18 protein-coding genes are annotated in these 20,563 nt (G+C 54.0%); all 18 read left to right on the plus strand.

The annotated features are described in order from the left end of the window. Window position 1 precedes the first annotated feature (1 nt). The 18 genes from smc to ffh all read left to right on the plus strand — a co-directional run bounded on the left by smc (window position 2) and on the right by ffh (window position 20,537). Window positions 2–3,571 (plus strand): chromosome segregation protein SMC, encoded by a 3,570-nt coding sequence (smc, locus tag K7P76_RS15965; protein WP_232186308.1) that lies wholly within the window; start codon window positions 2–4, stop codon window positions 3,569–3,571. Between the two features lie 45 nt (window positions 3,572–3,616). Continuing rightward, the gene (gene ftsY / locus K7P76_RS15970; protein ID WP_232186309.1) at window positions 3,617–4,621 is read left to right on the plus strand and encodes a signal recognition particle-docking protein FtsY; all 1,005 of its coding nucleotides are present in this window, start codon (window positions 3,617–3,619) and stop codon (window positions 4,619–4,621) included. Window positions 4,622–4,941: 320 nt separating this feature from the next. Further along, on the plus strand, window positions 4,942–5,175 hold the full coding sequence (locus K7P76_RS15975; protein WP_232186310.1) for a hypothetical protein: 234 nt from the start codon (window positions 4,942–4,944) through the stop codon (window positions 5,173–5,175). Between the two features lie 64 nt (window positions 5,176–5,239). Beyond that, a complete protein-coding gene (locus K7P76_RS15980; protein WP_232186311.1) occupies window positions 5,240–6,565 on the plus strand; it encodes a 5'-deoxyadenosine deaminase in 1,326 nt (441 codons plus the stop codon). Between the two features lie 17 nt (window positions 6,566–6,582). Beyond that, window positions 6,583–7,635, plus strand: coding sequence for an XdhC family protein (locus K7P76_RS15985; RefSeq protein WP_232186312.1), 1,053 nt, complete (start codon window positions 6,583–6,585; stop codon window positions 7,633–7,635). Further along, on the plus strand, window positions 7,550–8,254 hold the full coding sequence (locus tag K7P76_RS15990; RefSeq protein ID WP_232186313.1) for a nucleotidyltransferase family protein: 705 nt from the start codon (window positions 7,550–7,552) through the stop codon (window positions 8,252–8,254). The genes K7P76_RS15985 and K7P76_RS15990 overlap by 86 nt, the downstream gene beginning before the upstream one ends. Next, window positions 8,202–9,737 (plus strand): ABC transporter ATP-binding protein, encoded by a 1,536-nt coding sequence (locus K7P76_RS15995; RefSeq protein WP_232186314.1) that lies wholly within the window; start codon window positions 8,202–8,204, stop codon window positions 9,735–9,737. Before K7P76_RS15990 ends, K7P76_RS15995 begins: the two co-directional genes overlap by 53 nt. Next, the gene (locus K7P76_RS16000; protein WP_232186315.1) at window positions 9,734–10,813 is read left to right on the plus strand and encodes an ABC transporter permease; all 1,080 of its coding nucleotides are present in this window, start codon (window positions 9,734–9,736) and stop codon (window positions 10,811–10,813) included. The genes K7P76_RS15995 and K7P76_RS16000 overlap by 4 nt, the downstream gene beginning before the upstream one ends. A gap of 16 nt (window positions 10,814–10,829) precedes the next feature. After that, window positions 10,830–11,759, plus strand: a complete 930-nt coding sequence (locus tag K7P76_RS16005) for an ABC transporter permease (protein WP_232186316.1) — start codon at window positions 10,830–10,832, stop codon at window positions 11,757–11,759. Window positions 11,760–11,788: 29 nt separating this feature from the next. Further along, the gene (locus tag K7P76_RS16010) at window positions 11,789–12,721 is read left to right on the plus strand and encodes an FAD binding domain-containing protein (protein ID WP_232186317.1); all 933 of its coding nucleotides are present in this window, start codon (window positions 11,789–11,791) and stop codon (window positions 12,719–12,721) included. Next, window positions 12,711–14,984, plus strand: coding sequence for a xanthine dehydrogenase subunit D (gene pucD / locus K7P76_RS16015; RefSeq protein ID WP_232186318.1), 2,274 nt, complete (start codon window positions 12,711–12,713; stop codon window positions 14,982–14,984). The genes K7P76_RS16010 and pucD overlap by 11 nt, the downstream gene beginning before the upstream one ends. Further along, window positions 14,981–15,484, plus strand: coding sequence for a (2Fe-2S)-binding protein (locus K7P76_RS16020; RefSeq protein WP_232186319.1), 504 nt, complete (start codon window positions 14,981–14,983; stop codon window positions 15,482–15,484). The genes pucD and K7P76_RS16020 overlap by 4 nt, the downstream gene beginning before the upstream one ends. Next, entirely contained in the window at window positions 15,481–15,993 is a 513-nt protein-coding gene (gene uraD / locus K7P76_RS16025; protein WP_232186320.1) for a 2-oxo-4-hydroxy-4-carboxy-5-ureidoimidazoline decarboxylase, read from the plus strand. Before K7P76_RS16020 ends, uraD begins: the two co-directional genes overlap by 4 nt. A 21-nt stretch (window positions 15,994–16,014) precedes the next feature. Further along, window positions 16,015–16,977, plus strand: a complete 963-nt coding sequence (gene pucL, locus K7P76_RS16030) for a factor-independent urate hydroxylase (RefSeq protein ID WP_232186321.1) — start codon at window positions 16,015–16,017, stop codon at window positions 16,975–16,977. After that, window positions 16,977–17,333 (plus strand): hydroxyisourate hydrolase, encoded by a 357-nt coding sequence (gene uraH / locus K7P76_RS16035; protein WP_232186322.1) that lies wholly within the window; start codon window positions 16,977–16,979, stop codon window positions 17,331–17,333. Before pucL ends, uraH begins: the two co-directional genes overlap by 1 nt. 12 nt (window positions 17,334–17,345) lie before the next feature. Then, entirely contained in the window at window positions 17,346–18,605 is a 1,260-nt protein-coding gene (allC, locus tag K7P76_RS16040) for an allantoate deiminase (protein ID WP_232186323.1), read from the plus strand. 140 nt (window positions 18,606–18,745) lie between these two features. After that, entirely contained in the window at window positions 18,746–19,117 is a 372-nt protein-coding gene (gene ylxM, locus K7P76_RS16045; protein ID WP_232186526.1) for a YlxM family DNA-binding protein, read from the plus strand. Between the two features lie 40 nt (window positions 19,118–19,157). Then, window positions 19,158–20,537, plus strand: a complete 1,380-nt coding sequence (gene ffh, locus K7P76_RS16050) for a signal recognition particle protein (protein WP_232186324.1) — start codon at window positions 19,158–19,160, stop codon at window positions 20,535–20,537. Window positions 20,538–20,563: the final 26 nt, after the last annotated feature.

Consider the following 20,563-nt stretch of genomic DNA (forward strand, 5'->3'; position numbering starts at 1 on the left):
TATGTATTTGAAAAGAATCGAGCTAACCGGTTTTAAGTCGTTCGCGGACCGGACCGAGTTGGAATTCGTACGCGGGATTACAGCGGTGGTCGGACCGAACGGCAGCGGTAAAAGCAATATTTCCGACGGAATTCGCTGGGTGCTTGGCGAACAGAGCGCGAAATCGCTCCGCGGCGGCAACATGCAGGATATTATTTTCGCCGGAAGCGATTCCCGCAAGGCGGTTAACTTCGGCGAGGTTTCTTTGACGCTCGACAATATAGACAAGGCGCTGCCGCTCGACTTCAGCGAAGTTACGGTCACACGCCGGGTTCACCGCAACGGGGAAAGCGAATATTTAATCAACAAGCAGCCTTGCCGGCTTAAGGATATTACCGAGCTGTTCATGGATACGGGGATCGGCCGGGAAGCTTATTCCATTATCGGACAAGGGCGCATCGAGGAAATATTGAGCACGCGCTCCGAGGACCGTCGGGGTATTTTCGAAGAAGCATCCGGTATCGTCAAGTACAAAAGCCGCAAGAAGGAAGCGCAGAAGAAGCTAGAGGATACAGAGGGCAACTTGCTGCGGATTCACGATTTGGTCAGCGAGCTTGAGAAACAAATCGAGCCGCTTAAGGATCAGTCCGAGAAAGCCGAATTATACAAAACCTTAAAAGAGGATTTGAAAAATAAAGAAATCGCGCTGTACGTTCATCAGATCGAGGGAGTGCATACTTCATGGTCGCAAACGAACGATAAGCTGGCGATTCTTCGCAATGAACAGACGGAATACTCTACTTTCGTCAGCAAACACGACGCGATTCTGGAAGAAGAACGTCAAGCATTGGTTCGCTTGGAGGAATTGCTGGAGCAGCTCCAAGATGAATTGCTGCGATGCAGCGAAGAAACCGAGAAATCGGAAGGTTACGTCGAACTGCTTAACGAACGCCGCAGCCATTTGGAGCGTACCCGCGAAGGTCTTCAGCAATCTCTGGCTTCGGCTGAGGAGCGTTTCGAACAAGCTTCGGCCGAGGAAGCCGTTCTTAAGAGCAAACGGATTGAACTTGAAGCCGAACTGACTTCGAAGTCTGCTAAACTCTACGAGGAAGAAGAGAAGCTGGCTCTGGCGGATGGAAGCTCCGAAGCGGAGGAACGGCTTAAAGCGGAGTTGTTCGATACGTTAAACGCGATGGCGCAAGCCCGCAACGATATCCGTTATGGCGATGGGCAACGAGAGGTGTTAGAGCGGCGGGTATCCAGAATCGCGGAAGAGGAAGCGAAGTGGAGTGATCAGCTGAATGCGTTGAAGGCTAAGCGTGAGCAGTTGGATCAGAGGCTTGCCGCCGTAACGCTGGCGCTTACCGAAGTGCGCGATCGTTACGTAGCGGAGGGCACCCGTTCTTCCGAACTTCAACGCAATCTGGAGGAGGCGCAGGCGGCCGTTCGCCGTTTCGAGCAGAAGCGCGAAGCGCTCGTGTCGCGCCGCGACACGATCAAAGAGCTGCAAAATGATTATGACGGCTTCCAGCACGGCGTTCGCGAAGTGCTCAAAGCATCCAAACGCGGTAATCTGCATGGCGTGCACGGAGCGGTGGCGGAGCTGGTGAGCGTACCCGCTCATCTGGAGGTTGCCATTGAGACCGCGCTCGGCGGGGCGCTTCAGCATGTCGTTATGGAAGACGAGAAGAGCTCTCGTACCGCAATAACTTACTTGAAGCAGCGGCAGTCGGGACGCGCGACTTTCCTTCCCCTCGACGTTATCCGGGCAAGGAGTTTACCGGACAGCGATCGTCGAATGCTGGAGCAGGCGGAAGGTTTTATCGGCGTAGCATCCGAGCTTGTCGGTTCGGAACCGAAATATTCGGCAATCGTCAGCAGCATGCTCGGAAACGTGTTGATCGCGGAAACGTTGGAGCAGGCTAACCGAATCGCATCCAAGCTGCAGTACCGGTTTCGCGTCGTAACGCGGGACGGGGATATCGTCAATGCCGGCGGTTCCATGACGGGCGGAAGCCTGCAGAAGAAGTCGTCGAGCCTGCTCGGCCGTCAACGGCAGCTGGAAGAATTGGAACGGGAGATCAAAGAAGCGGAAACCGCGCGAGAGCTTTCTAAAGCGGAAGTCGACGATTTGAAAAAAGAGCTCGCCCAAGTGGCGCAAAATATTGAAATGCTGCGTAATCAAGGAGAGCAAGAGCGCTTGAACGAGCAGCAGGTTGCCGGCGAGCACCAGCAGCTGTTGCAGGATGAGAAGCAGCTTGAAGAGCAGCACTCCGCATTGTTGGGGGAAAAGGCGGCATTCGATGTGGAAGCCGGCAGCCTTAAATCGAGCCGGGAAGAAGCTGAAGCCCGGCTTGCCGAACTCACGGGAGAAGAACAGCGCATTCAGAACCGAATTCGCGAAGCGGAGGAATTGCGGCGCAAGAGCCAATCCGCGAAAGAGGAGCTTCAGTCGGCGCTTACCGAAATGAAAGTTTCCATCGCGCGTTTGGAGCAGGACCTCAGCGCTCTCGACGAGCAAGCAAGCCGCCAACGCACGGACTTGTCGCGTTTAACGGCGGAGAGGAAGCAATTTAAGGAATCCTTGGAACACAACGATACGGAAACCGCGAGAAATATGGAAGAATCGGTCGAGCACAGAGAACGTTTGAACGAGCTGCGACTGCAGAAAAAACAATTTACCGAGAACATCGAATTCAAGCGAGCCGATCGTGCGGAAAAGCATCGTGATCTGGAGCGTAAGGAAGGCGAGACGAAGGAGCAGCGCACGAAGCTGAGAAACGTTGAAGAAAGCCTGCGACAGGCCGAGATCGCCGTTAACCGGATGGACGTTGAACTCGATAACCTGCTTCGCAAGCTAACCGAGGAATATGAAATCGGCTTCGAGTTGGCGAAGGAACGTTATCCGGTTCCGGAGGATATCCCGGCTACCCAGAACGAAGTTCGCGACATGAAGCGGAAGATTTCTTCGCTAGGGGACGTCAACCTCGGGGCAATCGAGGAGTACAAGCGCGTGTTCGAGCGGTTTCATTTCTTGTCGGAACAAGAGAACGACCTCATCGAAGCGAAGACGAAGCTTAACGGAATCATTCGAGAGATGGACGATGAGATGTCCAAGCGGTTCCGTACCACTTTCGAGGAAATTCGCAAGCATTTCGTTGTCGTGTTTTCCCGGATGTTCGGAGGCGGACGCGCGGATCTCATTCTTAGCGAACCGGACCGCCCGCTCGATACGGGTATCGATATCGTAGCGCAGCCGCCCGGCAAGAAGCTGACGAACTTGCAGCTGTTATCCGGCGGAGAGAGGGCTCTTACGGCGATTGCGCTTTTGTTCGCCATTCTGCATGTCAAGCCGGTACCTTTCTGCGTGCTGGATGAAGTCGAGGCTGCGCTGGATGAAGCGAACGTTGCCCGTTACGCCCAATACATGCGCGAATTTTCGGATTCCACGCAATTCATCGTCGTTACCCACCGTAAAGGAACGATGGAGGAAGCGGACGTACTCTACGGGGTAACGATGGAAGAGGGCGGCGTATCGAAGCTCGTTTCCGTCCGGTTGGAAGATAGCGAAGAGATGACGGCGACGGCTTAAGAGTTAGGAACGAGTAATAGATGCAACAGGTTGGAGGAAGCGGTTATGAGTTTTTTCAAGAGATTGAGGGAAAGTATTGCCTCCAAGACCGAATCGGTGACGAGCAAGTTCCGTGAAGGATTGGCCAAAACCCGCGATGCGTTCGTAGGCAAAGTGGAGGAATTGTTCAGCCGGCGCAAAAAAATCGACGAAGAGTTTTTCGAAGAGCTGGAAGAAATATTGATCGGAGCCGACGTCGGCGTGAATACGGTTATGGGTTTGATCGATGATCTGCGTACGGAAGTTAAGAAGCGCAAAATCGAACAGCCTTCCGAGTTGAGGCCTATACTGTCCGAGAAGCTTGTGGCCATGCTGCAAGGAAGCGGCGAAGAAGCGGGTCTTAAGGAAAATCCGAACGGGATTACGGTGATCTTGTTCGTCGGGGTTAATGGCGTCGGAAAGACGACGACAATAGGGAAATTGGCTTGGCGTTACAAGCAGCAGGGCAAGAAGGTGCTCCTAGCTGCTGGGGACACGTTCCGTGCGGGCGCGATCGAGCAGTTGGAAGTATGGGGCGGACGCGTAGGCGTGGATGTGATCAAGCAAGAGTCCGGCTCCGATCCGGCGGCGGTCATGTTCGATGCCGTCCAAGCGGCCAAGAAGCGGAACGTAGACGTGCTCATCTGCGATACGGCCGGCCGGCTGCAGAACAAAGCGAACCTGATGGAGGAGCTCGCCAAAATCCATCGCGTTATCCAACGCGAAATTCCCGGAGCTCCGCATGAAACGTTGCTCGTTCTTGATGCAACGACGGGTCAGAACGCGCTTCAGCAGGCTAAGCTGTTTGGCGAGAAAAGCGGCGTAACCGGATTGGTGCTCACTAAGCTTGACGGAACGGCCAAGGGCGGAATCGTCATTGCTATCCGCAACGAGCTCTCGCTGCCGGTGAAGTTCGTTGGGCTTGGAGAGCAGATGGACGACCTGCAGCAGTTTGATGCGGACCAGTTCGTTCATGCCTTGTTTGCGGGCCTGGCAGGTATCGATGAAGTTGAAGATACGGAAGCCAACTAATCAAAGATAAATGTAAGATCACCCAACTAGGACTTTGTGTCCAGGGGTGATCTTTTTTTTGTTTGTTGCAACACTAACAATAACGCTCAAGTGTAATTTAACTAAAATTGATACTATATGTTATGTAATATTACATACACCTTTCCGAATCGTTCACTATAAAAATAAATAAATACCATTATGTCCCATTAAGCAATAATACATAACATGTATATTGCAACAAAACAACTTTGCCTCTAAAATGTTATATATATTTACATGTAATTCACATGCTGGCTCGATATCGCTTCACGTGTCGCTTGCCGAGGGGAGGTGCAGCTATGTTTTTGACAGTCGAGCAAGCATTATCGGTATATCCTCTGTCTCAAGCATTCCGTTTAGAAGGATCTTTTCAAATAGCCGTACCGATGCGTGACAACCGATTTTCCGGTTTCGACACCGCCATCGGTTCGAACGGAGAAGCTGGAATGCTTAAAAGAGGAATACTTATGTCATGCACGTCTGCAACATTTGCTGAGACTGAAGATGGCTTTTCTGTTCCGCAGGCTTCTTAGCAGGGAAACCTCATCGGCAGACCGCATACGGTATCTTATAGCATCTTTGAGGAGGAGGCGTTCCATGGCAACGAAATTGATTCGCAACGCGATTATCGTGACGATGAATGGCAGCAATGAAGTGTTAAAGGGCGATGTTCTGATCACGGGCAATAGGATTACTTCCGTTGGAGATCACTTAACCGAACAAGCAGATGTCATCATCGATGCCGAGGGTAAAGTTCTGCTCCCCGGATTCGTGCAAACGCATATCCATTTGTGCCAGACGTTATTTCGCGGAAGGGCGGACGACTTGGCATTGATTGACTGGCTCCGCCAGAAAATATGGCCGCTTGAAGCCGCTCACGACGAGGACTCCGTTTATTATTCGGCCTTGCTCGGTTTGGGTGAACTGATCCGAAGCGGAACGACGACGATACTCGACATGGAAACCGTGCATTATACGGATTCTGCCTTCCGCGCCATCGAAGAGAGCGGGATGCGGGCTTTGTCGGGCAAGGTCATGATGGATCATGGAACGGAAGTTCCGCTAGCGCTGCAAGAGCAGACGGAAAGCTCCTTGCAGCAAAGCGTCGATCTGCTGGAGCGTTGGCACGGCACGGCGAACGGACGCATCCAATATGCCTTCTGCCCGCGGTTCGTCGTCTCATGCACGGAAAAGCTGCTGGTGGGGGTTCGGGATTTATCCGAGCAATATAAAGTCAAAGTGCATACGCACGCTTCGGAAAATTTAGACGAGATCGCGCTGGTCGAAGCGGAACGCGGAATGCGCAACGTGGTTTATTTGGATCATATCGGTTTAGCAAAGCCCAATCTGATCTTGGCGCACAGCATCTGGCTGAACGACGAGGAGAAGAGAATTATCCGCGATCGCGGAGTGAAGGTGACGCATTGTCCGGGCTCGAACATGAAGCTTGCTTCCGGTGTCGCCCAAATACCCGAACTGATGAGGGAAGGGATTGCGGTCGGGATCGGAGCGGACGGTGCGCCTTGCAACAACAACTTGGATATGTTCCAAGAAATGAGGCTGACCGCCTTCATCCAGAAGATTCAGCATGGACCTACCGTTATGGATGCGAGAACGGTGCTTCGAATGGCAACGATGGGCGGAGCGGAAGTTCTCGGCATGGAGAAGGAAATCGGCAGCATCGAAGTCGGCAAATTAGCGGATTTGCAGCTGCTCGATTTGGAAGATTTCCATGCGTATCCGTCGTACGACGCGGATTTGTTCTCCAGAGTCGTCTATGCCGCTACGCGCGGCGATGTGGACACGGTTTTCATTGACGGAGAAATCGTCATGCAAGGGAAAATGGTGAAGACAGTAGATCGCAAACGAGTGTTAAAGGAATCGGATCGCGCGCTCAAAGGACTGTTGAACAGAATCGGCTAACAATGGGGGGCGGCTTCATGGATGGTTACTCGATTTTGTCCTATGCCTGTAACGTCGGTAAACCTGCCGTATTGGCAACACTCGTCCACGTGGAGGGCCATTCTTACCGCAAAGCCGGAGCTTCCATGCTGCTATTGCCGGATGGCATCAAAATAGGTAGTTTAAGCCCGGGCTGTCTGGAATCCGATCTCCAGGAAAGAGTCGGGGACATCCTGCATACCGGCGAAGCGGAGCACGTCGTCTATAATATGCGACCGGAAGAGGATGCCGTCTGGGGCGAAGCGATCGGTTGCGGGGGCGTTCTTCGGATTTTGCTCGAGCCGATGCAAGGCTGCCCGCTGGAATGGCTTGCGGAAGCTTGCTCCGAGGTAGAAGCGGGCGCAGAGGTTGAACTCGTTCGATATCTAATCGGCCGGAAAATCCATTACGAAATCAAGAGCAGCCGGGTAAACCGATCGAATCCGATCGCGTCATCTCTCGCGAAGGAGAAACGAACGGCTTTGTTCTCTACCACTTTCGCACCGAGACCTCGGCTATTCGTATTCGGGGCAGACGATGGAACGGTGCCGATCGCGCGATTGGCTGGCGGCATTGGGTTTCGCGTCGCCGTTGGCGACTGGAGGTCTTCACTCTGTTATCCGGAGCGGTTTCCGGACGCAGAACTGGCAATCGGATCGCCGGAGTCGATCTGTGCTTCGCTTGCAATCACGGCGGACGATTATATTCTGATTTGCGGCCATCAACTGCACAAGGATCGCGAAATGCTGGAGAGGGTATTGCCGTTAAAGCCGGTTTATCTAGGGGTTATGGGTTCAAAGAATAGGATCCGGCATTTATTCGAGGGACTCCAGGATACGAAGGATATTTACGCGCCCGTCGGAATCGATATCGGGGCGGAAGGGCCGGAAGAGATCGCGATCAGCATAACGGCTCAATTGATCGCGGTGAGGAAAGACCGGCAAAGACGGCAAGGAGTGGGTTCATTTGCGTATCGCTGGGATTTACTTGGCGGCGGGACAGAGCAAGAGAATGGGAATTCCCAAGCTTTCCTTGGAGCTTGTACCAGGTAGCTTTCTAGGATCGATAGCCTTAAAGCGGATGTTGGCGAGCAAGCAGATAGATACGGTCACGGCGGTTGTGAGGAAATCCGATACGCTGAATTGGATCCCCGAGAAGGAATGGGGAACGAACGGCAGCGGAAAGCTGCGTATCGCGCGTTGCGAGGATGCGGCACTCGGAATGTCTTACTCCCTTAGGGAAGGTTTGAGGGCGACGCTTTCCGAATCGCCTCAGGCCATCATGATCGTGCTTGCGGATCAGCCCTTCATTACGTCGGAATTGCTGGATAACCTTGTTGCCGTCTATCGGGACCGGCCCGATTTGGATTTCGTTGCTTGCGTCGGTGCTAATGCCGCGATGCCCCCCGTTTTGTTCGCTCCTTCCATGTTCGACGCGATAAGCCGATTGGAAGGAGATAGGGGAGCCCGCAAGCTTCTGGCTTCACCCGCTTACCGGGGATCGCTTGTGCCGGTAAAGTCGGATCTCGTGTTTACGGATATCGATACTCCTTTGGAATTAACGATTGCAAGAAATTCGTGGATGACCGCGAAATCGGAACGGGAAGGAGGCGACGGAGATGACAACATCGGTTTCGGTGGAAATGAGTCGAATATGCAAGAAGTTCGGTAAGGTAATGGCGAACGATCAGGTCGATTTCAGTGCCAATGCCGGGGAAATCCACGCATTATTGGGAGAGAACGGCGCGGGCAAAAGCACGATGATGTGCATGTTGTCGGGGGTGTACCGTCCAACGAGCGGGGACATTCGCCTCTTCGGCAAATCCGTCAAAATCCGTTCGCCCAAAGATGCCGCGCAGCTTGGAGTCGGGATGGTTTTCCAAAATTTCCGGCTCGTTCAGACGCTGACGGCCGCGGAAAATATCGTCTTGGGCGAGAAGTCGTCGTTCTGGCGGGGATCGAAATGGATGAGAGACAAACAGGAAGAAATCCGCGGCATTTCCGAGAAGTTCGGCCTGCCTTTCCCCGTCGACCGCCCGATCTGGCAATTGTCCGTCGGCGAGCAGCAGCGCATCGAGATCGTCAAGACGCTATACCGCGGAGTCGGTTTGATCATTCTAGACGAGCCTACTTCGGTACTTACCCCGGGCGAAGCTTCCCAATTATTCGATACGCTTGTGCAATTGAAGGCCGAAGGCAAAACGATTATTCTCACGACCCACAAGCTGAAAGAGGTTATGGCGGTAGCGGACCGGATATCGGTCATGCGTAAAGGCCGAATGATTCACACCGTCGACAAAAGCGCAACAAGCGAACGCGAGCTCGCGCAAATCATGGTTGGCAAAGAAATGACTCCCCCTCGCGAGATGGCAAAGCGACAAAAGGGGAAGTCGCTGCTCAGCGTTCAGCATCTCGACGTATTGGCCGAGCTTGGACGCAAAGCGCTGGATAATCTGTCCCTTGAAGTCCATGAAGGCGAGATCGTCGGCGTGGCGGGCGTCGCCGGCAACGGACAGAAGGAGCTGGCGGAAGTGCTCTCGGGTTTGCTGCCTTGGAAGAGAGGCAAGATCGTTTTCAACGGTCAAGAGATGAGAACAGCTTCCGTTCGCAACGCCATTGAATCCGGTATCTCCCACGTACCCGAGAATCGGATGAAAAGCGGCCTTGCCGGCAGCTTGGGGGTCGTGGACAATCTGTTGTTCAAATCGTACCGGACCAAAGAACGCTCGCTATTGGGTTTTCTAAGAATCGGAAGCAACCGGCGATGGTCGCAGACGTTAGTCGAGCAATTCGACGTGAAGACGCCGGATCTCGACACTCCGGTACAGCAATTGTCGGGCGGCAACCAACAGAAGCTGCTGTTTGCAAGGGAAATCCACCGCGAGCCCTTGCTCATGATCGCCGTGCATCCGACCCAAGGCCTTGACATCGGTGCGACGGAAGGCGTTCATCGCCTGTTGACTAACCTGCGAAATTCCGGCAAATCGGTACTGCTGATCTCGGAGGATTTGGATGAGGTGCTGCAACTGTCCGACCGAATCCTCGTCATCTATAACGGCGGCATTATCGGGGAGATGGCTCGCGAGGAAGCCGATCGGGAACGGATCGGGGAATATATGGCAGGTTTGCGCGACAGCGGGGAGGAAGCGGTATGAAGGAACTAGCCGCCAAGCGGATGCGCCTCCCTTATCGGTTGGATTACGATCCTAGCAAAAAAATCAACGTATGGTGGATGACGATCGCTTCCGTTCTCTTCGCATTAGCCATATGCGGGATATTCATCGCGGCTAATGGAATGAATCCTTTCCCGGTATACAAGAAGCTGCTCTCCGGTGCGTTCGGAAGCTCCTTCGGTCTAACCGAAACGCTGGTTAAATCGATTCCGTTGCTCCTTTGCGGACTCGGCGTATCGATCGCCTACCGGATATCGGTATGGAATATCGGTGCGGAGGGACAATTCGCCGCGGGGGCGATCGCCGCCACTTCCGTGACGATCTATTTTCCCGATTTGCCTATTTACCTGAGCATCCCTTTAATGATCGTGTTCGGAATCGCGGCGGGCGGTTTCTGGGGTTTATTAACGGCGATCCCGCGCACTTATTTTCAAGTTAACGAACTGATCACGTCCTTAATGCTGAACTACGTTGCCTTGCTTGCCCTGAATTATTTCGTGTTCGGTCCTTGGAAAGACCCGAAAGGCTTTAACTTCCCCGGCACCCCGATGTTTAACGAAGCGCAGACACTTCCGGTTCTCGGTGACACGCGCTTGCATCTTGGGCTGCTATTCGCGATTGTCGTCGTTCTTCTTTACGCGTTCACGATTCGTTACACCCGCTGGGGATACGAGCTGAGATTGATCGGCGCCAACGCGGAAGCGGCGAAAAACGCGGGCATCCGCATTTCCCGCCACATTCTGATCGTCATGGTCATCAGCGGAGGATTGGCCGGACTTGCGGGCATGAGCGAAGTATCGGGAGTTACGCACCGCTTGATGTATGGAATCTCTCCGGGTTACGGTTACACGGCGATCATCGTCGCTTGGCTTGCCAAGCTGAACCCCATCGGCCTAGTCGTGTCCTCATTCTTGTTCGGAGGGTTGATCGTAGGCGGGTATAGCGTGCAGACGCTCGGATTGCCTTCTTCGATATCCAACATGCTTCAGGGCGCGATCTTGTTTTTCCTAATCGCGAGCGATACGATCGGCAAATTCCGGCTGCGGCGAAACGACTAGGAGAGTGAAATAAGCGATGGATATGTTGATTCAAATCATAGTTGCCGCCGTCGGTTCCGGAACGCCTCTCTTGTTCGCGACGTTAGGCGGAATTCTTATTGAAAGATCCGGGATCATCCAGCTGGGAGCCGAAGGGCTCATGCTGATGGGGGCTGTCGTTGCCTGCATCGCTTATATCCATACGGGCAGCCTCGCGGCGGCTCTACTAGCCGTATTTGCCGTTAGTGCCTTGCTTGGCGTCATTCACGGGTTTCTAACCGTCTCCTTGGTCAGCAACCAGATCGTGTGCGGCTTGGCGATGACCTTGTTCGGAGCAGGTCTTAGCGCTTATCTGGGGAAGCCTTACAGCGGCAATCCTATCCCGGGATCGGTGCCGAAATGGGATATGCCGGGGCTCGAATCCATTCCTCTGATCGGAGATTTGTTCGCTCATTTGGACGTATTGACTTGGCTAAGCTTCTTACTCGTCATCTTGATGCATTTGTTCATTCATCGGACTTCTTGGGGGCTTCATCTTCGGGCGATCGGGGATAACCCGCCTACCGCGGACGTGATGGGCATTCGGGTTCAAGCGTTCCGTTACGGCTATATCGTTGTCGGTTCGATGCTCATCGGATTGGCGGGAGCGGATATGCTGCTTGTCTATTCCCCGACGTGGACGGAAGGGATGACGGCCGGACGAGGCTGGATCGCCATCGCGCTTATTATATTTGCCAGATGGAACCCGGTTCGCGCTTTGTTCTGCGCTTACTTTTTCGGGGCGCTCGATACGGTCGGCTTCCGGTTTCAATTGCTCGGCAGCCACATTCCGTCTTATTTTCTGAAAATGATTCCTTATCTCGTAACTATTCTCGTATTGATGTATTTGGGTTGGCGCAATCGGAATAAGCCATCGGGCTCTCCTGAGGCGCTTGGAATGCCGTATATACGGGAACAAAGATTTTAACATTCGATTCGAAAAAGGAGGGGGTAACGATGGCGTCCGAGCATGAGAACATGTTGATGTCTATGTCTCCCTCCGTATTGCATCCTAGGGATATGACGGAAGCATGGACTTTCAAGAAGCTTTTGGACTCCGATGCCGTGTACGTGGCAGGTGGGACGTTATTGCGAACGCAATGGGAATCCGGGCAGGCGGCCATGCCTAAGCATTTAATCGATCTGAGCTCCATTCCGGGGCTAAAAGGGATCGAGAAGGAAGAGCATTCGCTTGCGATCGGGGCGCTTACCCCGCTTAGCGAATGCCGCAAGGATGAGCATATTAGGCTGCATTGTCCGATGTTGGTCGATGCGATTCGTTCCATTGCGGCCATATCCGTCAGGAACGTTGCGACGATCGGGGGGAACATCGTCTCCCGGGTGGGCGATTGTTTGCCCGTATTCATCGTCTGCCAAGCGGATTTCGAATGGAACACGGGGCTTAGCCCGATGACGGAAGATGCTTCGGAATGGACGGAGAGGCTTCAGGCGCAATTGCCGAAGGCTTCCCATCTGTTGACCCGGATTCATCTTCCTTTATTCAAGACAACGGAAATCGTGCCTCGCCGGTTCGGGGCGTTCCATAAAGTAGGCAGAAGGGAAGCGTTCACGCCCTCGCTGATTACCGTCGCGCTTAACGGCGGATTAAAGGCGGACGGAACGGTTGGTGAGATTCGAGTCGCCGCTGGCGGAGGCCAGACGATTCCCCATCGGTTATTCGCGGCGGAGAAGCTGATGAAGGGGCAACAGATTAACCGCGAGTTGCTGGCGGCCGTGCATCAAACGATTGTCGACGGCTACAAGCCCAAGCCGGATCCGTTCGCAACGGAAGCTTACCGCAAGAAGACGGCGGCGAATTTGATCGTGGCGGAGTTATGGAAAATAGCCGCCGGGCCGTCGGATGAGGGGAGGGAGCGGGATGATCCTTAATCGGACGACAAGCGGCGGGCGATGGCGCATTAGGCCTGACGGACCGGATAAAGTAACCGGGAAACTTGCCTATTTAACGGATATGTCCAGGGAAGGCATGCTCATCGGCCGAGTGTTGAGAAGCCCCCATCCCCATGCGGGTATCGTAGCCATTCATACGGATAACGCTAGGAAAATACCGGGTGTCCACGCGGTCATTACGCATGCGGACGTACCGGGCTTGAACCGTTTCGGAATCGTAAATCCGGATCAACCGGTGTTGTGCGAGGATAGGGTACGGTTTATCGGCGACGCCGTCGCCGCGGTGGCGGCCGAAACGCCGGAGCTTGCGGCGCTTGCTTTGGAAAGCATAGAGGTGGAGTACGTATTGCTTCCCGTCGTGGATGACCCCGTGCAGGCGCAAAGCAAACTGTCTCCTAAGCTTCATCCAGGCGGCAACGTGCTCCATCGTACCCAGTACGGCGAAGGCAAGGTAGAGAAGGAATTTTCCGGTTGCAAGCATATTGTAGAAGAGACCTATATGACGCCGCGGCAAATGCATACTTATATGGAAACGGAAGGCGGTTTGTTCATTCCCGAGGAGGGCGGCAGGTTAACCGTCTATTCCCCTACGCAGCACGGATACAAAGATCGGATGCAGCTTGCAAGGATATTGGGCTTGCCCGAATTCAATATTAGAGTCGTTTCGAGCCCGATCGGAGGTTCTTTTGGCGGCAAAGACGAGTTAAACGTTCAGCCTTACGGAGCACTGCTTGCTCTGGTGACAGGCAAACCCGTGAAAATTCATCATTCCCGCTGGGAATCGGTGCGGGCCGGCCTTAAGCGACACCCGATGACGATCAAGATGAGGACGGGAGTAGACGGGGAGGGGCGCATCCTTGCCCACCGGGTTAGCATCATAGCGGATACCGGCGCATATGCGACGCTCGGCGCGGAAGTGCTGAATTTCTGCGTAGAGCATGTCATCGGGCCTTACCGCTACGAATCCGTTGAAGTCGAAGGCGTGTCGGTGTATACGAATAACGGCGTATCCGGAGAGTTTCGCGGCTTCGGGGGCAATCAGGCCATATTCGCCTTGGAAGGACAAATGGATCGGCTTGCCGAGCGGCTCGGAATGGATCCATGGGAATTCCGCTTGCTGAACATGCGGAAGCCCGAAGATCCCGGGCCGCTCGGGCAGGAGATCGTGCGGACCGACGGGGCTAAGCAAGTATGGGATGCGTTGGCGGTCAATCCCCTATGGCTGCAAAGACAGGAGACGTCTAAGAGCGAGCATTGGATCCGTCGGGGAACCGGAGCCGCGTTCGTTATGCACGGTTCGGGGCTTGGCTTTGGAATCCCGGATCCCGCGGGCGGGATGCTTGCGTTGGCGGCCGACGGCAAGATCGAGGCGATATTCGGCTACGAAGAGTTCGGCCAAGGGCTCATCGCCACGTTGGAGCTCATGCTGATCGAGCAGTTCGGCTTCGGCGCGGACGACGTGCGCATCGTGATTGGAGATACGGATCTCGTTCCCCATAGTGGATCGAGCACCGCGTCTAGAGCGACCGGCATGATGTGGAAGTCGCTGCAGAAGCTTCGCGGACCTTTCCTGAACCGCTTGCTGAAGGAAGCTTCATCGCTGCTATCCATTCCTACCGAAAGCCTTCGGGTCGGCATCGGGGGAATATGGAACGACACCCAAGATCATTTATTGCTGACGTACGGCCAGCTAGCCCAAGGGGCAACGGAAGAAATCATCTATCAAACCCATTTTCCTTTCCCTGCTTCGCCGACCAAACGGATCGGGGCGCACTATTTGTACACGTATGCTGCAGTTGCCGTTCAAGTGGAAGTGAATATGCTGACCGGCAGGGTTAAGCTGTTGAAGCAAGTTCACGCGGTTGCCGCGGGGCCGGTCATGAATCCGCAAGGATTTCTGGGCCAGATCGAAGGCGGCAGCGGCATGGCCGTCGGATTCGCGCTTACCGAAGATTCGGATATGGACAAAGGCGTTTACTTGACGCGTAATCTCGATACGTATTTGATTCCGTCGTGGGCAGACTTGAACGGGGAAATCGAGGTTCAAGCGATCGAGGATCTCCCGGAAGGCGATGAGCACGGCCCCCGCGGCGTAGGCGAGATCGGGTCCGTCGGCATCGCGCCCGCGATCGCGGAAGCCGTCTATCAAGCAACGGGCAAGAGATTAAATAAGCTTCCCATCGACCCGGAGCTTCTGCAGGAAGTACCCGAGTTTCTTACTAAGGCGGTGGATGGCCGATGATTCATAAAATATTGGCGGAGCGGCGTACGGAAATGGACCTCGAATGCGAAATTAACGGTGAACCGATCTCACTGGACGTTCCTCCGACCAGAAGATTGCTTTCGATTTTACGGGATGATTTACAATTGACCGGCACGAAAGTTTCTTGCGAAATCGGGCGATGCGGAGCCTGCATGGTGCTTGTTGACGGGCAGCAAGTGAATTCCTGTCTGACGATGGCTTATCAATGCGATGGGAAATCAATTACGACGATCGAGGGGCTTGGAAGCTCGGAGGTCGACCCGATCCAACAATGCTTCCTGGAAGAAGGCGGTTATCAATGCGGTTACTGTACCCCGGGAATGATTATATCGGTTAAAGCTCTGCTCACCCACAACCCGGAGCCAAGCGCGGAAGACATCGAAGAGGCAATGTCGGGAAACCTATGCCGGTGCACCGGATATGGCGGCATCATCCGATCCGTCCAAAAAGCCGTTTCGCTGAGGAGGAATACCCAATGAGAACGAAGTTGCGAATTCCAATGCTTGTCATAAGCAAAATGAGCCGAGAGCAATTTACCGAAGTGTTGGGAGGCATATTCGAGCATGCGCCTTGGGTGGCTGCTAGCGCTTGGGAGCTTAGGCCGTTCAAATCCCGGAAGGAGCTGCATGATAGGATGATGGACGTCGTGAAGCGTGCGCCGAAAGAAACCGTGACGGCGTTGTTCCGCGGACATCCCGATCTGGCGACGCGGCTTCAGGTTACCGAATATTCCGCATCGGAGCAGCATGGAGCGGGGTTAGATCAATTAACGCAAGAGGAATATGAGCATTTCGTAGCCTATAACCGAGATTATACGGAGAAATTCGGCTTTCCCTTCATTATGGCGGTTAAGGGGAAAGGCAGGAGCGAGATCCTGATCGCCATGAAAACGCGGATCAACCATTCCGAAGCGGAGGAGAGGGAAACCGCCCTCGTGGAAATCGGGAAAATCACCGGTTTCCGGATGGAAGATTTACTGGAGGCTTAAACGGACGGGGGAGAGGAAAACATGCGGAAGCTAAACGGCGGACGAACGCTTTATTACGGCAAGGGAGACGTTCTTACTTATCGGACTTACGGGACTCCCTTAGTCGTTGAACCGATAGAAGAATCCCTATTCAATGGGAACGATAACGTGATTTTCGCGCATAATATTAAGTTTTCCGTCAGCGGGGAGTCGTTGCTTGCTTCCTTCACCGAAGGCGACAACGCCAACGTCGTGGCGACCGATTCGATGAAAAACTTCATCCTTCGTCATAGCGCATCTTACGAAGGGAGCACGACGGAAGGATTGTTATCCTATATAAGCGAGCTTTTCCTGGAGAAATATCCGCATATTACGGCGATCGAAATCGAAGCCGACCGCCTTCCCTTCGGGCAGGTTAGCGTACCGGGGCAACAGGGGTTCGAGAATAGTAAACTCGTATATCGGCCTTCCCATAATGATCATGCCCATGCCCGGTTGGAATTCGTCCGCGAATCGGAAGGCGAAAGGGTATCTTTGACTTCGCTCCAGAGCGGCATTGCCGACCTGCAACTGATCAAAGTGAGCGGCAGCTCTTTCTACGGGTTTGTCCGGGATGAATATACGACGCTGCCGGACAGCTATGACCGGCCGTTGTTTATTTTTCTGAACATCGGCTGGAAGTACGGCAATCCATCCGATGCGCTAGGCGTGAACGATGGTCGTTACGCTGCTGCGGAACAAATCCGCGATATCGCCCACCATGTCTTTCACGAATACGCCACGCCCTCCATTCAACATCTCATCTATCAAATCGGCCTAAGAATATTAACGAGATTTTCGCAGTTATCCGAAATATTCTTTGAGTCCAACAATCGGACTTGGGAGACGATCGTGGAACCTTCAGGCGTCGGCCAAGCGGGCGTCTACACGGAGCCGCGGCCGCCTTACGGTTTTCAAGGCTTTACGATGACACGCGGTGATTTGGCGGAAGCGGGTAACGGATAATGGGCGGCCCAGGGCGGATTACGACACACGTGCTGAGCATATCCGAAGGGAAGCCCGCGATGGGGATGAAGGTGCAGCTTTGGAAGCGGGAAACCGATGCAACGCCCATTCTGCTGAAAGAGGATCGGATTAACGCGGACGGGCGATTGGATGAGCCCTTGCTCGCGGGAGGCCTTCTGACGGTCGGCATCTATGAGCTTGTTTTCAATGCCGGCGAATATTTCAAAGAACACGGATTAACCCCGCTGTTATTCGATTTTATCCCGATCCGGTTCGAGGTATCGGATGCGCAAAGCCATTATCACGTTCCATTGCTCGTAGCTCCTGGAGGTTACAGCACATATCGGGGAAGTTAGGGAGGGGTTCGGATGGACCAGCCGGTTCGATTCGATATGGGATCAGAGCTTTGGCTATTGCTAGAAAAACTTGCGACTTTCACGGAAGGCACAGAAGCGACAGGGGGCGTGACCCGTCTGCTGTATACGCAGCCTTGGAAGGAAGCTCAGGCGTTTCTTGCCGAGACAATGACGGAGGCCGGGCTTGATGTCCGCTTCGATAAAGTAGGAAATTTATTCGGAAGGCTGCAGGGGAGCAATCCGGATGTTCCCGTTATCTTAACAGGTTCGCACATCGATACGGTAAGGAACGGTGGCAAGCTGGATGGGGCTTACGGGATAATGGGCGGGATCGCCGCGCTGAAATATTTGAAAGAAACGCACGGTACGCCGATTCATACGCTTGAGGTCGTTTCCTTCTGCGAGGAGGAAGGCAGCCGGTTTCCGATCGCTTATTGGGGTTCGGGCAACGTGACGGGATTGTTCGATCCGCATAGCGGGCAAGAACTGCTCGATGTGGAAGGAACGAGCCTGCAGTCGGCGATGGAAGCATCCGGATTCGGGTTGCGCGGACAACCGGATTGCAAACGCGGCGACCTTGGGGCTTTCGTGGAGCTGCACATCGAACAGGGCGTTATCCTGGAGCGGATGGCGAAACAAATCGGCATCGTGGAAGCGATCGTCGGCCAGCGGAGATACTCGGTCTCCTTGCGCGGAGAGGCGAATCACGCGGGCACGACTCCGATGAACATGAGGTCCGATGCCATGGCATGCGCTGCGGAAATGATCGTCCGGCTAGAGCTTCTGGCGGCAAGAGCTGCCGCTCTTGTAGCGACGGTAGGGCGCATACAGGCAGCGCCGAATATTCCGAACGTCATCCCGGGCACGGTGGAGTTCACGCTCGATATCCGCCATGACAACGAAGGGACTTTATCCTGGTTTTGCGACTACCTGTTTCAAGAATACGAGGACATCGCCAATCGCCGCGGGCTCGGGCTTGCGATTACGCCTTGGCTGGCAACGACTCCTGTTCCAATGGACCGATCTTTGGCCGAGCAGATCGAGCAGGTTTGCGGAAAGCTATCGTTGTCCCACCGCAGAATGTTCAGCGGAGCCGGGCACGATGCCCAGCTATTCTCGCCGATATGCCCGACAGCGATGATCTTCGTGCCCAGCAAAGCGGGAATCAGCCATTCGCCCGATGAATATTCTTCCCCGGAGCAGCTTTCCGACGGAGTTTCTGTTCTAGCCTCGCTTTTATACGAAATGGCCTACGAGGAGCAAGCGACATGACAGACGGTTACGGCAAAATTATGTAAAGCATTATACCTTGACATCCATCATCATTTTCCGTAGTATAGGAAAAGTGAGTTGGGTGTCAAGTGCTTTGCCTTGACGCATGCGTTTGACGAAGGGAGTGACATCGGTTGCCCTTGGATAACGACGCGCTAGAGAAAACAAACCGAATTAACGTGCTGCATGATTTTTATGGGGCCTTGTTGACGGAGAAACAGCAAACGTTCGTTAAATGTTATTTTCACGATGATTATACGTTGGGTGAAATTGCCGCCGAATTTCAGATTAGCCGGCAAGCGGTATACGAGCATCTGAAGCGGGCCGAGCAAGTGTTGGAGGAATACGAATCCAAGCTTGGGCTTGTGGACAGGCATGGACGGCTGCTTGCGGGGATCGACCTGCTCGAGTCGCAAATCGCCGGACTGCCAGCCGAATGGCGCGGGCCGTTCACGGAGACAGCGGCTGTGCTGCGCGGAGCGGAATTGCTCGTTACGACCCAAGAAGAATAATAGATTACGTAAAAAACCGTTCCGAAGGAGGGATGGGAATATGGCATTCGAAGGATTATCGACCCGGCTGCAGAACGTGTTCGGCAAGCTGAAGGGACGAGGCAAAGTATCCGAGGACGACGTTAACGAAGCGATGCGCGAGGTGCGCCTGGCGTTGCTGGAAGCCGACGTGAATTTTAAGGTCGTCAAGGACTTCATCGCCAAGGTCAAAGAACGGGCCACCGGCCAGGAAGTGATGAAGAGCTTCACTCCCGCGATGGTCATCATCGATATCGTCAACAAAGAATTGACCGAACTAATGGGCGGCACGCAGGAGAAGCTGGCGAAAGCGAATAAACCTCCGACGGTTATTCTGATGGCCGGGTTGCAAGGGGCCGGTAAGACGACCCTGACCGGCAAGCTAGCCAAGTTGCTGCAGTCCCAGAACCACAAGCCGTTGCTCGTCGCGGGCGATATTTATCGTCCTGCGGCTATAAAGCAGTTGGAAGTGCTCGGAGGTCAGATCGGAGCGCCGGTATTTACGCTTGGCGATCAAGTCAGCCCCGTTGAGATTGCCAAGCAAGGCGTTCAACTGGCCAAGGATCAAGGCAACGATTACGTATTGATCGATACCGCGGGGCGCCTGCAGATCGATGCGGAACTTATGCAAGAGATCAAGGATATACATGCCGCGGTCAATCCTGACGAAGTATTGCTGGTCGTCGATGCGATGACCGGTCAGGAAGCCGTCAATGTAGCCCAAAGCTTTCACGAGCAATTAGCGCTTACAGGAGTCGTGCTGACCAAGTTAGACGGCGATACCCGAGGCGGAGCCGCATTATCCGTTAAAGCGGTAACCGGCTGTCCCATCAAGTTTGCGTCGACAGGCGAGAAGATCGACCAGCTCGAGGCGTTCCATCCGGATCGGATGGCTTCGCGGATACTCGGCATGGGCGACATGCTGTCGCTGATCGAGAAAGCGCAGACGAATATGGACGCGGAGAAAGCTGCGGAGATGGAACGCAAGATGCGCACCGCGGATTTCACCTTCGACGATTTCCTCGAGCAGATGGAGCAGGTTCGCAAGATGGGACCGCTTGACCAGTTGCTCGATATGATGCCCGGAATGAACAAACTTAAAGGCAATCCGAACTTCAAGATCGACGAGAAACAGATCGCGCGCACCGAAGCGATCGCCAAGTCGATGACGAAGGCGGAGAAGAAGAAGCCGGACATCATCAATTACAGCCGTCGCAAGCGGATTGCGGCAGGCAGCGGAACAACGGTGGCCGATGTTAACCGACTGCTGAAGCAATTCGAGGATATGAAAAAAATGATGAAGCAGTTTTCCGGCATGATGGGCCCCAAAGGTCCGAAGGGCGGCATGAAAGGCCTGAAAAACATGTTCGGCGGCGGCAAAAATATGAAGTTTCCGTTCTAAGATGCCCTATGAAATTGATGAAATTC

The sequence above is a fragment of the Cohnella silvisoli genome, assembly GCF_021190915.1.
Classification (GTDB): domain Bacteria; phylum Bacillota; class Bacilli; order Paenibacillales; family Paenibacillaceae; genus Cohnella; species Cohnella silvisoli.

Bases quoted from the DNA above. Each gene is read 5' to 3' on its own strand.
- smc (WP_232186308.1), top strand. From the start codon at position 2: ATGTATTTGAAAAGAATCGAGCTAACCGGTTTTAAGTCGTTCGCGGAC.
- ftsY (WP_232186309.1), top strand. From the start codon at position 3,617: ATGAGTTTTTTCAAGAGATTGAGGGAAAGTATTGCCTCCAAGACCGAA.
- K7P76_RS15975 (WP_232186310.1), top strand. From the start codon at position 4,942: ATGTTTTTGACAGTCGAGCAAGCATTATCGGTATATCCTCTGTCTCAA.
- K7P76_RS15980 (WP_232186311.1), top strand. From the start codon at position 5,240: ATGGCAACGAAATTGATTCGCAACGCGATTATCGTGACGATGAATGGC.
- K7P76_RS15985 (WP_232186312.1), top strand. From the start codon at position 6,583: ATGGATGGTTACTCGATTTTGTCCTATGCCTGTAACGTCGGTAAACCT.
- K7P76_RS15995 (WP_232186314.1), top strand. From the start codon at position 8,202: ATGACAACATCGGTTTCGGTGGAAATGAGTCGAATATGCAAGAAGTTC.
- K7P76_RS16000 (WP_232186315.1), top strand. From the start codon at position 9,734: ATGAAGGAACTAGCCGCCAAGCGGATGCGCCTCCCTTATCGGTTGGAT.
- K7P76_RS16005 (WP_232186316.1), top strand. From the start codon at position 10,830: ATGGATATGTTGATTCAAATCATAGTTGCCGCCGTCGGTTCCGGAACG.
- K7P76_RS16010 (WP_232186317.1), top strand. From the start codon at position 11,789: ATGGCGTCCGAGCATGAGAACATGTTGATGTCTATGTCTCCCTCCGTA.
- pucD (WP_232186318.1), top strand. From the start codon at position 12,711: ATGATCCTTAATCGGACGACAAGCGGCGGGCGATGGCGCATTAGGCCT.
- K7P76_RS16020 (WP_232186319.1), top strand. From the start codon at position 14,981: ATGATTCATAAAATATTGGCGGAGCGGCGTACGGAAATGGACCTCGAA.
- uraD (WP_232186320.1), top strand. From the start codon at position 15,481: ATGAGAACGAAGTTGCGAATTCCAATGCTTGTCATAAGCAAAATGAGC.
- pucL (WP_232186321.1), top strand. From the start codon at position 16,015: ATGCGGAAGCTAAACGGCGGACGAACGCTTTATTACGGCAAGGGAGAC.
- uraH (WP_232186322.1), top strand. From the start codon at position 16,977: ATGGGCGGCCCAGGGCGGATTACGACACACGTGCTGAGCATATCCGAA.
- allC (WP_232186323.1), top strand. From the start codon at position 17,346: ATGGACCAGCCGGTTCGATTCGATATGGGATCAGAGCTTTGGCTATTG.
- ffh (WP_232186324.1), top strand. From the start codon at position 19,158: ATGGCATTCGAAGGATTATCGACCCGGCTGCAGAACGTGTTCGGCAAG.